Below are 13,713 nucleotides of genomic sequence, written 5' to 3' on the forward strand. Positions count from 1 at the left end.
GCTCATTTGATTATCCCCTGAGCGTAGGTGACTGTCCCTAAGGACTCGAGCTGAGCCGTCGCGTCAGTCTATAAGCCAGCGCAGCGCGCGCCGGAGTTGCGTTGCTCCATCGCGGTCGAACCAACGTCCATGGGCGAAGATGACGCGCTCCGGCGCCCAGCCCACCAGCTTTCGGGCAGCAGCTGCGGCTATGTCTCTTTTTCTGTTGATTGCGAACCGAAGATGCACGGGAGCTTTCCCGTTGGGCGCTATGGCACCTGCCAAGCGCACCAGCGGCCGGACAAGAGGACTGATCTTCTCGGGCTCGAAATTCTGGATGAGATCGGTCAGCACGAGCGTGGATGTTGAGCGATGGAAAAAGGCCACCTCGTTGACGCCGAACCCACCGGGTACGACCGCCTGTTCGATATCAAGCGCCCAGGCTTCTGGGGCATAGGGTCCCAGATCGTGATCGAGAGCGACCCCGGACTTCTTCACCTGCGAACGTTGCCGCAGGCCAAGCGCCGCCCAGGTCACAACATCGGGATAGCGTGCCTGCCAATCTTTCAGAAAAGACCAGTGCGCTACGTTTGGCGCAACAAGATGTCGGATCGTGCCAATCCGGTGGAGCTCCGAGTCGAGCCCTTCGTCATAGCGCGTAGGTGAATGCAGCCAGAGGTCACCGCTCTTCAAGCGAACCACAGTCATCCGAACGGGAATGGCGAGTCCCATTGCGTGGAGTGGGCCGCTGTCAACGATCCAGATATCAGGTGCAACCGGCTTCAGGACGTCGAGCGGAGGGTAAACAGTTCTAGATTCTAACATATAAGCTCCGATTAGATAATGCCGGCCGATTCCTCGGCACCGGCAACTTCAATCAAACCGGCGTCGCGAGCATGCGTTCCTCCTGTCTGCTTGTCGTGTGAAGTCGTTGCTAATACCTACCAAGAACAGCCGAAATTTGCGCACTTGCGAATACCAAGAAGAGGCCAAGCAGGTTTGCGGGACCTGACATGGCATCCAGGCTTTTCAGCTTCGCTCCATCCAGCAACGTTTGCAGATCAAGCCCGATGGCAGCCTCGATTTCCGCAACTCCGTAGTTGCTTCATCGGCGTTCAGATTAGGCATAGCGGGCGCGAGGAAGTCAGGAGATTTGCGCATTCGGATTTCCAGGTCGTGATCTCTCGAAGCGCTCAATGCGTACGGTATTCCGTAAGCGTCTATTCCTGACACGTCATTTTAGTTGAGGATAGTTGCCGGGCGCCAGTTCCATGGCAAGAGCTGATCGAGCCGGCTCATGGGATGGCCGGCCGACATGCGTTCAAGGATGTCCTTGAGATAGGTGAAGGGCTCGACGTCATTTAGCTTTGCCGTAGTGATGAGGGAGCAGACTGTGGCCCAGCGCTGAGCCCCGCCATCTGATCCGGCGAACAGGTGGTTCTTTCGTCCGAGCGTGACCGGACGAATGGCGCGTTCGACGGTGTTGGTGTCGAGCTCGATGCGGCCGTCATTGAGGAAGCAGCAAAGAGCATCCCAGCGGCTCAGGGCATAGCGAGTGGCATCGGCGAGCCCGCCGCGCGGCGGGATTTGGGCGAGTTGCATTTCAAGCCATGCTTTCATCGCTGTGACCAGAGGCAACGACTTTGATCGACGCATGCTTTGCCGTGCGTCTGCGGTCTGGCCGCGGATGGCGGCCTCGATCACGTAAAGCTCGGCGATGCGTCGCAGCGCTTCGGTCGCGACAGGCGAGGCGGTCGCCTGCTGCACCTCGTAGAACTTCCGCCTGGCGTGAGCCCAACAAGCTGCGAGCTGGATGGTGCCGCCGTCGCGAAGCCGATCGAACCCGGGATAACCGTCGACCTGAACGATGCCGCTGAAGTTGGCCAGATGAGCAGCGGGACGCTCAGCCTTGCGATCCGGACTGTAGAGATAGACCGCGGCTGGCGGATCCGGCCCGTTCCAAGGCCGGTCATCGCGGGCGTACACCCACAACCGGCCAGTTTTGGTGCGGCCGCGGCCGGGATCGAGTACCGGGATCGGCGTGTCGTCGGCGAACAGTTTCTGCGATGCAAAGATGTGTTCAGCGAGCTTGGATTGAAGGGGCTCCAGCCACCAGCAGGCGCCGCCGATCCAGTTCGCCAAGGTCGAGCGGTCCAACGTGACGCCCTGCCGGGCGAAGATCTGGCTCTGCCTGTAAAGCGGGAGGTGATCGCAGTATTTGGAGACCAGAACATGGGCGAGCAGAGCCGGGGAGGCCAGCCCCTTGGCGATCGGCCGCTCTGGTGCTGGCGCTTGATGGATAGTCCCGCAGGCCCGACAGCCATAGCGCGTCCGGCAGATTCGGATGACCCGCAGCCGCGCCGGCACGTGGTCGAGCATCTCGCTCGTCGTTTCGCCGATCAAGTGTAGTATGCCGCCGCAACAGGGGCAGGTTTGATGCTCAACATCGAGCCTGACATCCTCGCGGGGCAAGTGCACCGGCAGGCTCGGGCGCTCGCTTTGGGTCCTCGGGGGACGGCTCTCGGCTGGCGGAGGCGGAAGGCTAGTTTCGACGCGCGCAAGATCGGCGTTGAGGTCTTCGAAGCCGAGTTGCAACTGCTCGTCATCGAGCCGCTCAGCCCGGCGGCCGTACTGGTTGCGCTGCAGCCTCTTGATGATGAGATTGAGCCGTTCGATCTCGGCCTTCGCCTCGCTGAGGCTGACGCGCTCGGCTACAAGCGAACGCACCAGCTTTTGCAGCGTCTCCACGTCGTCGGGCAGTGCGGCGAGATCGACGTTCATACGAGAAGAATCTAACTGACTCGCACCGTTCTCGCCGCATTTCTTGCATCATCGAGTCAATCGGTCGCAGATCATCCGGCAATTGCCGGACGCCAGCGTTGCTCGGGCGCGCGCCAATCGACACCTTCGATCAGCAGCGATAGCTGTGCCGAGGTCAACGACAGCGTTTCGCCAGGCGCAATGCTCGGCGGCCACAGAAAGACGCCGTGCTCGAGCCGTTTTGTGAACAGGCAGAAGCCGGTGCCATCCCAGTAGATGATCTTGATAAGGTTGGCCCTGGTGCGACCTCGGAAGACAAACAGATGTCCGGTAAATGGATCCTGGTGCAGGACGCCTTGCACCAGCATCGCGAGACCGTCGATGCCTTTGCGCATATCGATGTAGCCCAGAGCCAGGTGCACCTTTACGTTTGGAGGAAGCAAGGCCGTCATGGCATGGCCCTCTCGGCCGCAGGTGTCGCTCCGTCGGCGATCTGCACAGTGACGAAGCCGAGCTCTTTCGCTGCGGCAACGTCCTGCTTCCATCGGCGCAGAACGCGCGGAGCGATGCCGTAGCGGCGCGAGATCTCGCTGCCGCTCGCACCGGACCGTATCATCTCTTCAAGAATCCAACGCTTGTCGGCTTCGCTGAACCGTCGCCGATGCCCTTCACGTGGTCTTGGAACAATGGGCTCCGCTGCCGCCGAGGAGGGATAAGACCCCGGACTTACAAGGGGACTTAACGGCGGACTAAGGGGAGGACTTAAGGGGCGTCGTCGATACAACAGCTTCCGCTTGGGCGGCTGTGGCTCCACTTTAAACAACGATCGCCAGTTGCCAAACGCCTTGAGCGGAATGCCTTGCGCTTCACAATATTGACGTTGATTCAAGTCGCTACGCGTCCATGCCTCGTGATGCGCCCGCCAAAAATCCTCGCCTTGACGTCTCCACCCTCGATGTTCGCTCGTCATGCTGTTCTCTCCATCTTCAAATTGAAGACAGGAACAGATCGGAGTCGCTAACGATCGAACAAGGGTGCGAGAAATGGACGCTTACCATTCGCTCACTGCTTTAAGTTTTCCGTTCCCTGTTCTTCGAACCATTTTCCCTGATAAGCTTTGCAGGGAATTACTCAAGAAACTCCTGCAATACAGGCACTTTTCGTATCTGATCCCAGTCTCTCAAGCACCAAATTGGCGAAATTCCCTGTAGAATTCCCTGTTAGCAGCGAATTTCGATGGAGATTTGGTTGCGCGGCACTGCGCCGCCAGCCATGCAGTCTGATATTTTCTGGAATCTCCGAAGAATTAACGAAAAGCCCGCCAATAGCTGGCTTTCGTGCATTCAGCTTTCGCCTCCGCGCGCCCATTTCATGGTCATAGGCAATTGAAATGCCGCAAGTCTCCGGCTGACGCTCCGCTGGCGGTTTCGTCCATGGGTCTTCGACAAGAGCATCCTGGAACCATTTATCCCGGAGATTGGCGTGCTCCGTGACGATAAGCTGAAAGCCTGGCACATCCTTGGTCGTGAACCGCGCAAGAATTTCAAACAGTCTCCTGACGGCGTCCAAGTTTGCGTCCTGTTGCTCTTCTGTCTGTTCAATGGAGCCGCCCGCAGCCCGATAAGCGCTCTCCGATGGGAAGTAGACCTGAGTCGGTTGATCAATCACCATGAACCTTGGGATTGGCTGCTTGTAGTTTGCTGCGAAGCGGTGAAGGGAATGCAGTGCAGCCAAGTGATACGCCAGATGGCTGGCTCCTCCCCCGGATTTGTTCATGTAAACAGGTCTGCCCGGACGATCGATCACCACGGTTAGATTATGAAGGTCAAGCCTCGCCGGGAATTCATTAAACTCGCCGTTGAGGCCTTTAATGTATCCCGACATGTGCATGGCGATGTTGCTGAGGGTAGCCACCAGCCTAGACTCAGAGTCATCGGCACCCAAACGGCCTTCAATATCTTCGATGACCGCCTTCAGCCGGCGATCCTCGCTTAGCAGGCGTTCCAGCTCTTCGTCAGTGGCGAGGTTTTCCAGGAAAAGGCTGATGCGGCCAACGACGCGAGCGGCCGCGTTGTTTCGATTGCCCATCTGAGCGATCATTTCGTTGCGGCATCATTCCCTCCATATATTGCCACGGACAGCGCATCGGTCGTCATGCCTTGGCGCGTCGAAAGCCGTACAATCAACGAAGTCGCGCGAAATTCGCCGCGCCGCGCACGACGCCTTCACCCTCTAGATGGAGGTCGCGCCTCACCACGTTCAACAAGGCCTGTTCCGGATCTCCGGCGTTGAAGACGGCCTCGATGCTGCGAACGCAAAGCGCCACTGATTCATGAGCCAGGCTGTAATAGATCTGTTTCGCCTGGCGCCGCGTCGTGACGAGTTCGGCCTTACGGAGTTCCGCGAGCTGTTGGCTGAGCGCAGGCTGTCCGATCCTGGTCGCCGCATCGATTTCCGTCACCGACTTCTCGCCTTCCCGCAATAGCGATAGGATCATCAGGCGCTGAGGTTGAGCGAACTTGCGCAATTTGTCAGCCGCAGAATCTGCTTGCTCGCGCGATTGCCATAACGCCGTCATGCCGCGCTCCGGCAGAACCAATTAGTATCTTTTTGCGTTTTTTCATCAGCAGGCAGGAGCAGCGGTTCTCCGATCTGCCAGTTGGCCGGCGCCAACTTCTGGCCCGACACGGTTGCCTGCAGCGCCGCCACCATCCGCACCATCTCGTCGATTGAGCGGCCGATTGTAAGCGGATAGTGGGTAATCGCGCGAATGACGCCTTCGGGATTTATGAAATAGGTTGCCCGCACGCTCGCGCTGTTCTCGGAAGTTTCGTCAATCATGCCGTAGGCACGACCTACCATCATCGACGGGTCCTCGATCACTGGAAATGGAATCTCCACCGCGAACAGTTCTGCGATCGTCCGGGTCCAGGCGAGGTGCGAATAGAGGCTATCGACCGAAAGACCTAACAGTGCGCAGTCCAGCGCGGCGAAGCGGTCTTGCGCTTTGGCAAGCGCGACAAATTCCGTCGTGCATACGGGCGTAAAATCTGCCGGGTGCGAGAAGAACACGAGCCATCGGCCCCTGTAATCCGAAAGCCGGATCGGACCCTTCGTGGATCGAGCTTCGAAGTCGGGAGCGGTGTCTCCCATCCGCAACGGGGAAGGAGTGGGGCGGGGCGTCAAGTCGTTCATCAAGAGGGCCATCTTGGAATCACCTGCAGGTTCCTGTCGCTCGACGATTCGATCGCTACAGTACAATTACATAATTTTATAGTTATGAAAATCGTATATTACGACGCTGCCGTCGCAAGACAAGACAAGAAATGCCGCCCGCAAGAAATCCCGCAAGAAAAAATGACATACTCGTCAAGCTTGATTGCTTGACTCATATCAATTTCACGATTACATATAATTATATGTGATATTATGTAATTGATGGGCGATGGATGACGGTTGTTGTCGCTTTCGGGCGGCTTGGACCTTGGTCCTTGGCACGAGGATCGGCGGTCTGGCGGAGACACCCAATCTCTCCTGCTCCCATCTTGAGCCTCGCAACCCGCAATCAGCTCCGCTTGGCCGTTGAGGATGAGGACTGTCCATACCTGCCGAACCCAGGGAGTTCGCAATGAGCTATCCGATCAACATCGCGGTTAAGCCCGAGGTTACTCCGTTCTTCGACCCCGAGACCAACACCATCAGCTATGTCGTCAAGGATCCGTCCTCGTCGTCCTGCGCAGTCATCGATTCCGTCATGGACATCGACTACGCGGCTGGTCGTATCAGTTACAAATCAGCGGATCTGATCATCGCTTATGTCCGTCGTAACGGGTTGCAAGTCGATTGGCTCATCGAAACCCACGCACACGCCGATCATCTTTCGGCCGCGCCATACATCCAGCAACAGCTTGGCGGCAAGCTCGGAATAGGCGAGCACATTGTGATCGTGCAGGAGACCTTCGGAGAAGTTTTCAACGAAGGCACGGAGTTCAAGCGCGACGGCAGTCAGTTCGACCGGCTGTTCAAGGATGGCGATACCTATTCGATCGGCAATATCACCGCGTTTGTCATGCATACGCCGGGACATACACCGGCTTGCACGACCCACGTGATCGGAGACGCCGCCTTCACCGGCGACACGTTGTTTATGCCTGACGCAGGTACGGCGCGGGCAGATTTTCCGGGAGGCGACGCCCGCACACTTTATCGCTCGGTCCGGAAGCTCCTGGAGACATTGCCGCCGGAAACGCGGTTATTTCTATGCCACGATTATGGACCCGACGGTCGCGAGATTCGATGGGAAACGACTGTCCGCGAAGAGCGCATGCACAACATTCATGTTCGCGATGGCGTGAGCGAAGATTCCTTCGTGAAAATGCGCGAAGCCCGCGACAAGACCCTTTCGATGCCGCGTCTCATTTTGCCGTCGCTTCAGGTCAATACGCGCGCGGGACACCTGCCTGAACCGGATAAAAGCGGGAAGACATTTCTGAAAGTGCCGATCAACACGCTCTGAGAGCCGAGCGACAAGTCGAATTATCAGCGGGAGGGAGAAACGTATGGACGTGAAGAAATTATCCGACGAACTGAGCGTGTCGGCGCAAATTATGCCGCAGGATATGGTCGCGCTGAAGCAGGCCGGTTTCCGTTCGATCATCTGCAATCGGCCGGACGGTGAGGCTGCCGATCAGCCATCGGCTCGGGAACTGGAATCGGCGGCATCCGCCCGTGGACTCGAGTTTGTCCATCTGCCCGTTGTTCCTGGAAAGATGTCCGATGACGACGCCGTGCAATTCGGGCAGTTGTTGAAGAACCTGCCGAAGCCGGCCCTGGCATTCTGCCGTACCGGAACACGGTCCATTTCGCTTTGGTGTTTGGCGAATGCATCCACGCAACCCCTTCCGGCGCTGCTCGGCGCCGCCAAGGCAGCCGGCTACGATATGTCCGGAATCGTGCGGAGGATCGCTAACGGTGGCAGTACCCCGGTACATCTGGCAGACGCGAGCTACGATGTCGTCATTGTCGGCGGCGGCGCCGCTGGCATCGCCTGCGCATCTAGCCTGCTGGCGCGCGCACCCAACCTCGGTGTTGCAGTCATCGATCCTGCCGATATTCATTATTATCAGCCCGGATGGACCATGGTCGGCGCCGGCGTCTTCGACGCCGCGTCAACCGTCCATACGATGGCGGCGGTAGTGCCCGCTGGCGTCACCTGGATCAAGGCTGCCGTCACCGCGTTCGAGCCGGCGGAGAACGCTGTCATTCTGGAAGGATGTCGCGTCGTAAAATATAGCCGTCTCGTCGTCTGTCCCGGTCTGAAGCTCGATTGGGCCAAGATCGACGGGCTGACCAAAACGCTCGGTCGCAATGGAGTGACCTCCAACTATCGCTTCGACCTTGCGCCTTATACTTGGGAGCTTGTTCGTTCACTGAAATCGGGAAATGCGATCTTCACGCAGCCGTCGATGCCAATCAAGTGCGCTGGCGCACCGCAGAAGGCGATGTATCTGTCGGCGGATCATTGGTATCGTCAGGGCCGCCTCCGTGACATCGATGTCGGCTTCTATAATGCGGGTGGCGTGCTGTTCGGCGTCGCCGATTACGTGCCTGCCTTGATGGGATATGTAAAGAAGTACGATGCGAAGCTGAAGTTCCAGCACAATCTCGTCGCCGTCGATGGGCCGGGAAAGAAAGCGTACTTCACCAAGACCTCCGCCGATGGTTCGACGGAGACCGTCGAAGCGCAATTCGATATGATCCACGTGACACCGCCTCAGTGTGCGCCAGACTTCATCCGTGTAAGTCCACTGGCGGACGCAGCCGGATGGGTCGATGTGGATCAGGGAACCCTTCGTCACAAGACATACGCCAATATCTGGTCTCTGGGCGACGTATGCTCAGCTCCGAATGCAAAGACTGCTGCGGCGGCCCGCAAGCAAGCCCCGATCGTTGCCGAGAATATCTGCGTTGATTTGGGTCTTCGAACAAAGCAGGCAGTGTATGATGGTTATGGATCGTGTCCGTTAACCGTCGAGCGCGGCAAAATTGTCCTGGCCGAATTCGGTTATGGTGGAAAGCTTTTGCCGAGCTTTCCCACCTTCATCCTGGACGGCAGGAAGCCGACCCGGGCAGCCTGGTGGCTGAAGGAGAGAATCCTGCCGCCGATCTATTGGCATGCGATGCTCAAGGGTAAGGAGTGGATGGCCGCTCCAGATGTGCGCTGAGGGCGAGCGCGCCCATGATCCATGACATACTCGCGGTCGGAGCCGGGACTCTGGTGGGGATCGTTCTCGGGCTGATCGGCGGAGGAGGTTCTATCCTCGCCGTCCCACTTCTCGTCTATGTGGTAGGCGTACAATCAACACACGTGGCCATCGGGACTAGTGCGGTGGCTGTTGCACTGAGTGCGCTATCGAGCCTGGTCGTCCATGCCCGCGCCGGCAATGTGCGTTGGCCTTGTGCGCTGGTGTTTGCAGCTTGCGGGATGGTCGGCGCAGGTCTGGGTTCGACGATCGGCAAGTCGTTCGACGGTCAATGGCTGCTCTTCCTGTTCGGGCTGCTCATGATCGTTATCGCACTCCTCATGCTTAGAGAGCCGCAAGGCCAGATCAAAAAGTTCGTTCCATTGACGAAGGATAGCATGACGGCAGTTGCTCCGCGTCTGGCAGTTTTCGGAAGTGGGACAGGGCTGCTTGCAGGATTCTTCGGCATCGGCGGCGGCTTTCTCGTCGTTCCAGGCCTCGTTGCGGGGGCCCGACTACCCTTGCTGGCGGCAATCGGATCATCCCTGGTATCGGTTTTCGCCTTCGGACTTACGACGGCCGCAAACTATGCTCTATCCGGATTAATCGACTGGCGGTTGGTCGTCATGTTTGTGCTGGGTGGCATTGCCGGCAGTTTTTTTGGTGGCCGGATTGCCGCGCGGTTGGCGAAGCAGAAGCGAGCCTTGTCTATTGTGTTCGCCGTGATAGTTGCGGGCGTCGGTGTCTACGTCGTCGTCCGCGGTTTCGTCGGCTGAAGACTTGATCAAGATGTGGTAATTCAATCTTGCCCAGTTGGGACTGAGACGGTCAGTGTCTCCTCCGAGGCCGACCGATGAAATATCACCGCACTTATGAGACATCCGCTGGCGGTTCTACAACGCACGCCAGCTCGCATAGCCGCCCCACCGATCATTACAGGGCGACACCAAATGATACGCGCTCGAGCAATTCCGAGTCGATCTAACCAGCGGCATCAACATCGTCACCATGCGCGCGCAAGCTGCGCCGAACCAGAGAGGTCCAACCGTCTTCAGCGGTTTCCGCAAACTCAATTGGGGCATGAGACGCTTTTCGTGTCTGTTGCGGGGTCAGCAACTCGAACAATTCGCCCATCGAGCCTAATCGCCGGGAAAGATTGCGAGCGCGTTAGCGCGAATCGCCAGATGCATTTTGCGCATGGCAAAGTAGTGGAAGTGGAAGCTCAATTCCGGCGTAATATAGGGGTTTGGCGCCTGCTCATGCGGCTTCGTTATGTTGAAGCCGGTGCTCGACGCGCCGATGTCAGCCGCGCCACGGTTCGCAGCTTCCATGATACCGGGTCCGCCGCCGGTGGCATGACATGATCACGCCATCTGTTCCTGGGCGCGAAAGCGCCTCCGCGTTCCGAAGCAATACGGCCGAACTCGCGAGCAATGCTGTAGAGCTCCGAGCGGTGCCGTAATCTTGCCGCCACATCTTTCTCGGCAGTACTCAAGGCAAAGCGGATCGCTCGCATCTCGTCGCGCAGCAGGAATTCGGTATCCTCGACCGCGAGCAGCGTACTCCGCGAACCGTTTCGAGATGTCAGTTGGTTCATTCATCCATTTTCTGAACCATACGATCTGCATGTCTTTCATGTCTATCACGCCGGCTGCCTCCGTAACAAAGCTGCCAGCGGTAGGGTGATGAGGCTAGCCACTGGACCGTTTTTACTCCGCCGGCGCCCGCATCAGGCCGGCGCTCTGGTCTATTTTGTCACCGCCGCGTACACCTCGTGATGCGCCCGCTATTCATCTGGAATGCAAGTTCGTTACATAAAAGAGCGCTGGAACTCTGAGGGAGAACGCCTTCCTTCGGCTTGATGGCTCAGTAGCATTCAGCGGCACGCAGTTGGCATTTTCCCCAGCAACCAACTCGTCCCATCGGCGTTATTCCATGCAAGCGCTTTCATGGCCGTATCAACCGGCATGGGCGTAATTGAGGCTGGAGCGAAGCCATGCAGCGACCGATGTTCGCGATTGAAACAGATCCGGTTGAAGGACTGAGCATTGTGATCACGCAACCCGATGGAACGCGAGTCGTCATCCGTGGCGGCCAATCCAGCAGCACACTTTCGGAGATTCATCCACGTTGCTCGCAACTCGCGAGCTTCATGGACCGCAACGCGCCGCTAGCGCCCTAAAGCAAGGAGAATCTGATGTCTATCGAAGCACGAGCCGGCAACCTTACCAAGAGCGACAAGGAGTCGGGCAAAGCCGTCTACGGCGCCGACAAGAAGAAGATCGGGTCGATCGACCACGTGATGCTCAACAAGAGCACCGGAGAAATTGCTTACGCGGTGCTGAGCTTCGGCGGATTTCTCGGCTTCGGCACGGATCAGTTTCCAGTGCCGTGGAAGGTGCTGCGATACGATTCGAATCTCGACGGCTACCATTCCGACATCAGCGAGAACCGGCTGAAGGGCGCGCCAAAGAACGGTACCGATACCATCTTCGACTGGGACGCCCGCTACGCGGAGCTGGACGATTATTACAACGATGAAGTCATCCGGCCCGGATAATCGTCCGTAAACTGATATCGAGCTCAAAGGAGAGAGATGATGGCTAGAATGGAAGACGGACACATCGTCGAGACCGCAACGGAAGCGCGTGGCGCGGAGCGCGGGCCGACGGTACGCAACGTGCTCGTTGCAGGGACCGGTTTGGTCGTGGCGGCGTTCATCATCGTGTACATCTCATACTTCGCAGCCTGAGCCGTACAGACGGCTTGTGGCCAGCTAGCGCGGCCCTGCGTCCATCCCGCAGGGCCGCGCGTCCTTCGAAAGCCCTTCCTCCGAAATCATTATGAGAAGGCCGACACCGACGCAGATCGTGCCGTGCGTTCGATAAAGCGCGGTATGCAACCGCCGTACGTGGAGGGTCCCCAATGCAATGATATTGAGCAGATACGAGCTACGTATTCGAGCGAAGTTGTTCGCGTGATAAAACGAAGCATCTGAATTAGAACCTAGAGTCATGCCGTTGCCGACATGGTGAGAAGCGCATGCCACGAGTGTTCACGCTGGTTTTTTCGTCCCCCGAAAGACTGGCCGTTCGTATAGCGGTTGGCATCAACAAGCCCGGGCGGAACGAGACGTTCCCACGGGTGACCTCCATTTCACAGATCGCAGAACGCCTCAATCCATTGACTTATTAGCGTGCTTGCGGAGCGCCTAACGTGTCCGCCATTCGTGCGCCGCGCATCCCCATCGGTTTCGGTTTGCCGGTCGTGGTATCAAACGCCGTTTGATGCTCCATTTCCGCGTCCAATTCCGCGCCCAGTAAGATGAGGATCGCCGAGATCCAAAGCCAAGTCATGAATCCGACCGCTGCGCCGAGCGAGCCGTAGGTTTCATTGAACTTGCCGAAATTCGCGGCATACCATGAGAACAGGGCCGAAGCGGCAAGCCAGGCCAGCGTAGCGATGGTGCTGCCCCAACTGATCCACTTCCAACGCGGCGTTTGCCGGCTGGGGCCAAATCGATACATGCACGCCAGCGCGAGCGCCAAGCCAACAAACATGGCTGGCCATCTCATGATACGAACGAGGAAATCGGCGGCATCCGAAAGCCAAAGATAGTTCAGGATAATCGGGATAGCCACAACGCCGCCCAGCGCAGCAAGGATGAATGCGATGCCTGCGATCGTGAACGTCAGCGATATCGCATTAAGCTTGATGTAGCCGCGCTTTTCCTGCTCGCCATAGATGATGTTCAACGTATCGAACATTGATTTCATCGCGGCGTTCGCGCTCCACAGGGAAACGGAAAGCGCGATCATGAAGGTGAAGCCAAGACTCTGAGAACTCTTCGAATTCAGGCGAGTGAGCTGTTCACGCGCCACATCAATCGCGCCGCCCGGCACCACGCCGGACAACTCGTCGAGATGTTTCGCGACGCCGACGGGATCGGAAAACAGGCCATAGATGGCGACAAGCGCCGCGAGAGCAGGAAAGATTGCGAGAATGCTGTAATATGTCACGCCGGCGGCCAAGGACAGGATGCGGTGCTCGCCTATATTCGCATACACGCGAAGCAAAATGTCCTTCCATCCTTTGGCTGAGATTTCGGAAGGAGATCGTGCGTTGCGGCCGCGATCGTCGGTCTCGGATGCGAGAGTTGCGGGCGATGCATTCCGGCGTGATGCGCCAGGCGGTGGCTTCTTGTTGTTTTGCGTGAAAGACCGCTTCAGGACAATGATAGCCAGGATACCGAACATTGCCGCGGCGAGCCCTGCTTCGCTGTCCAGCAATTGGTTAGATCTTCGCTCTGAAACAGCCATGAGTGGCTCACTGTCACCCAGATTAGCTGGATTTTTTCTTTGGGACTTTCTGGCCTTTGTTGCGTGCTTTTGAAAGGCCGATGGCGATGGCCTGCTTGCGACTCTTCACCTTGCCACCCTTGCCGCTGGGGCCGCTTTCGCCGTACCTTTCTTGTAGCGGCGCATCTCCTTTCCAGCCTCTTTCGAGCATAAACGAGCCGAGCACCGGGTTTGGTTCCGAAACGCGAACAGTATATTGTAACCGCTTATTGTGCATGAACATGGGTCTTCATCCGTTGCTTTCGCCTACAACGAACCTGCTATTCATGAACTCGTTCCTAGTGGATGGAATCTAACACTTGGTGCCCGCGTCTGACGGCTCGGATAATTTTGTTGGGATCGGCAGTCCATGTGAAGGGCTTCGGTTCGGCGTT

At 57.7% G+C, this 13,713-nt stretch carries 14 protein-coding genes and 1 pseudogene; 5 read left to right on the forward strand and 10 right to left on the reverse strand.

The genetic code is table 11. The features are described 5' to 3' along the window. Window positions 1–63: 63 nt before the first annotated feature. The 7 genes from GGQ85_RS05025 to GGQ85_RS05055 all read right to left on the reverse strand — a co-directional run bounded on the left by GGQ85_RS05025 (window position 64) and on the right by GGQ85_RS05055 (window position 5,946). On the reverse strand, window positions 64–804 hold the full coding sequence (locus GGQ85_RS05025; RefSeq protein WP_309773635.1) for a DUF4336 domain-containing protein: 741 nt from the start codon (window positions 802–804) through the stop codon (window positions 64–66). A 414-nt stretch (window positions 805–1,218) separates the two neighbouring features. Next, window positions 1,219–2,760, reverse strand: a complete 1,542-nt coding sequence (gene tnpC, locus GGQ85_RS05030; protein ID WP_309773636.1) for an IS66 family transposase — start codon at window positions 2,758–2,760, stop codon at window positions 1,219–1,221. Window positions 2,761–2,831: 71 nt separating this feature from the next. Then, window positions 2,832–3,191, reverse strand: a complete 360-nt coding sequence (gene tnpB / locus GGQ85_RS05035; RefSeq protein ID WP_009798194.1) for an IS66 family insertion sequence element accessory protein TnpB — start codon at window positions 3,189–3,191, stop codon at window positions 2,832–2,834. Beyond that, complete coding sequence (tnpA, locus tag GGQ85_RS05040) at window positions 3,188–3,709, reverse strand: IS66 family insertion sequence element accessory protein TnpA (protein WP_309773637.1); 522 nt, start codon at window positions 3,707–3,709, stop codon at window positions 3,188–3,190. The genes tnpB and tnpA overlap by 4 nt, the downstream gene beginning before the upstream one ends. A 161-nt stretch (window positions 3,710–3,870) precedes the next feature. Further along, window positions 3,871–4,839 (reverse strand): DUF3732 domain-containing protein, encoded by a 969-nt coding sequence (locus tag GGQ85_RS05045; RefSeq protein WP_309773638.1) that lies wholly within the window; start codon window positions 4,837–4,839, stop codon window positions 3,871–3,873. Between the two features lie 82 nt (window positions 4,840–4,921). Next, complete coding sequence (locus tag GGQ85_RS05050) at window positions 4,922–5,317, reverse strand: ArsR/SmtB family transcription factor (protein ID WP_079447973.1); 396 nt, start codon at window positions 5,315–5,317, stop codon at window positions 4,922–4,924. Beyond that, entirely contained in the window at window positions 5,314–5,946 is a 633-nt protein-coding gene (locus tag GGQ85_RS05055; protein WP_309773639.1) for a peroxiredoxin, read from the reverse strand. Before GGQ85_RS05055 ends, GGQ85_RS05050 begins: the two co-directional genes overlap by 4 nt. A 421-nt stretch (window positions 5,947–6,367) precedes the next feature. On the opposite strand from GGQ85_RS05055, the gene GGQ85_RS05060 reads away from it, so the two are divergent. From GGQ85_RS05060 to GGQ85_RS05070, 3 genes are read left to right on the forward strand one after another with little or no spacing between them, the layout of a single operon-like run. Further along, on the forward strand, window positions 6,368–7,255 hold the full coding sequence (locus GGQ85_RS05060) for an MBL fold metallo-hydrolase (RefSeq protein ID WP_309773640.1): 888 nt from the start codon (window positions 6,368–6,370) through the stop codon (window positions 7,253–7,255). A 43-nt stretch (window positions 7,256–7,298) separates the two neighbouring features. Beyond that, a complete protein-coding gene (locus GGQ85_RS05065; protein WP_309773641.1) occupies window positions 7,299–8,963 on the forward strand; it encodes a bifunctional protein tyrosine phosphatase family protein/NAD(P)/FAD-dependent oxidoreductase in 1,665 nt (554 codons plus the stop codon). Between the two features lie 14 nt (window positions 8,964–8,977). Then, window positions 8,978–9,757 (forward strand): sulfite exporter TauE/SafE family protein, encoded by a 780-nt coding sequence (locus GGQ85_RS05070; RefSeq protein ID WP_309773642.1) that lies wholly within the window; start codon window positions 8,978–8,980, stop codon window positions 9,755–9,757. A gap of 363 nt (window positions 9,758–10,120) precedes the next feature. Here the strand turns inward: GGQ85_RS05070 and GGQ85_RS05075 are convergent, their stop codons facing one another. Next, window positions 10,121–10,312: an LOG family protein gene (locus tag GGQ85_RS05075; protein ID WP_309773643.1), complete on the reverse strand. Its 192-nt coding sequence runs from the start codon at window positions 10,310–10,312 to the stop codon at window positions 10,121–10,123. An 866-nt stretch (window positions 10,313–11,178) separates the two neighbouring features. On the opposite strand from GGQ85_RS05075, the gene GGQ85_RS05080 reads away from it, so the two are divergent. Next, window positions 11,179–11,541: a PRC-barrel domain-containing protein gene (locus GGQ85_RS05080; RefSeq protein ID WP_079447966.1), complete on the forward strand. Its 363-nt coding sequence runs from the start codon at window positions 11,179–11,181 to the stop codon at window positions 11,539–11,541. A gap of 39 nt (window positions 11,542–11,580) precedes the next feature. Then, the gene (locus GGQ85_RS05085; protein WP_173816036.1) at window positions 11,581–11,733 is read left to right on the forward strand and encodes a hypothetical protein; all 153 of its coding nucleotides are present in this window, start codon (window positions 11,581–11,583) and stop codon (window positions 11,731–11,733) included. A gap of 439 nt (window positions 11,734–12,172) precedes the next feature. Here GGQ85_RS05085 and GGQ85_RS05090 read toward each other — a convergent pair whose 3' ends face one another. Both GGQ85_RS05090 and GGQ85_RS05095 read right to left on the reverse strand, forming a co-directional pair. Then, complete coding sequence (locus GGQ85_RS05090; RefSeq protein WP_309773644.1) at window positions 12,173–13,300, reverse strand: YihY/virulence factor BrkB family protein; 1,128 nt, start codon at window positions 13,298–13,300, stop codon at window positions 12,173–12,175. Window positions 13,301–13,328: 28 nt separating this feature from the next. Next, window positions 13,329–13,531 (reverse strand): annotated as a pseudogene (locus GGQ85_RS05095) (DUF6496 domain-containing protein); the annotation flags it as partial. Window positions 13,532–13,713 lie beyond the last annotated feature (182 nt).

Origin of the sequence: Nitrobacter vulgaris (genome assembly GCF_031453995.1) — a bacterium.
GTDB classification, from domain to species: Bacteria; Pseudomonadota; Alphaproteobacteria; order Rhizobiales; family Xanthobacteraceae; genus Nitrobacter; species Nitrobacter vulgaris.

Bases quoted from the DNA above. Each gene is read 5' to 3' on its own strand.
- tnpC (WP_309773636.1), bottom strand. From the start codon at position 2,760: ATGAACGTCGATCTCGCCGCACTGCCCGACGACGTGGAGACGCTGCAA.
- GGQ85_RS05050 (WP_079447973.1), bottom strand. From the start codon at position 5,317: ATGACGGCGTTATGGCAATCGCGCGAGCAAGCAGATTCTGCGGCTGAC.
- GGQ85_RS05025 (WP_309773635.1), bottom strand. From the start codon at position 804: ATGTTAGAATCTAGAACTGTTTACCCTCCGCTCGACGTCCTGAAGCCG.
- GGQ85_RS05070 (WP_309773642.1), top strand. From the start codon at position 8,978: ATGATCCATGACATACTCGCGGTCGGAGCCGGGACTCTGGTGGGGATC.
- tnpA (WP_309773637.1), bottom strand. From the start codon at position 3,709: ATGACGAGCGAACATCGAGGGTGGAGACGTCAAGGCGAGGATTTTTGG.
- GGQ85_RS05090 (WP_309773644.1), bottom strand. From the start codon at position 13,300: ATGGCTGTTTCAGAGCGAAGATCTAACCAATTGCTGGACAGCGAAGCA.
- tnpB (WP_009798194.1), bottom strand. From the start codon at position 3,191: ATGACGGCCTTGCTTCCTCCAAACGTAAAGGTGCACCTGGCTCTGGGC.
- GGQ85_RS05060 (WP_309773640.1), top strand. From the start codon at position 6,368: ATGAGCTATCCGATCAACATCGCGGTTAAGCCCGAGGTTACTCCGTTC.
- GGQ85_RS05075 (WP_309773643.1), bottom strand. From the start codon at position 10,312: ATGGAAGCTGCGAACCGTGGCGCGGCTGACATCGGCGCGTCGAGCACC.
- GGQ85_RS05085 (WP_173816036.1), top strand. From the start codon at position 11,581: ATGGCTAGAATGGAAGACGGACACATCGTCGAGACCGCAACGGAAGCG.
- GGQ85_RS05055 (WP_309773639.1), bottom strand. From the start codon at position 5,946: ATGGCCCTCTTGATGAACGACTTGACGCCCCGCCCCACTCCTTCCCCG.
- GGQ85_RS05045 (WP_309773638.1), bottom strand. From the start codon at position 4,839: ATGATCGCTCAGATGGGCAATCGAAACAACGCGGCCGCTCGCGTCGTT.
- GGQ85_RS05065 (WP_309773641.1), top strand. From the start codon at position 7,299: ATGGACGTGAAGAAATTATCCGACGAACTGAGCGTGTCGGCGCAAATT.
- GGQ85_RS05080 (WP_079447966.1), top strand. From the start codon at position 11,179: ATGTCTATCGAAGCACGAGCCGGCAACCTTACCAAGAGCGACAAGGAG.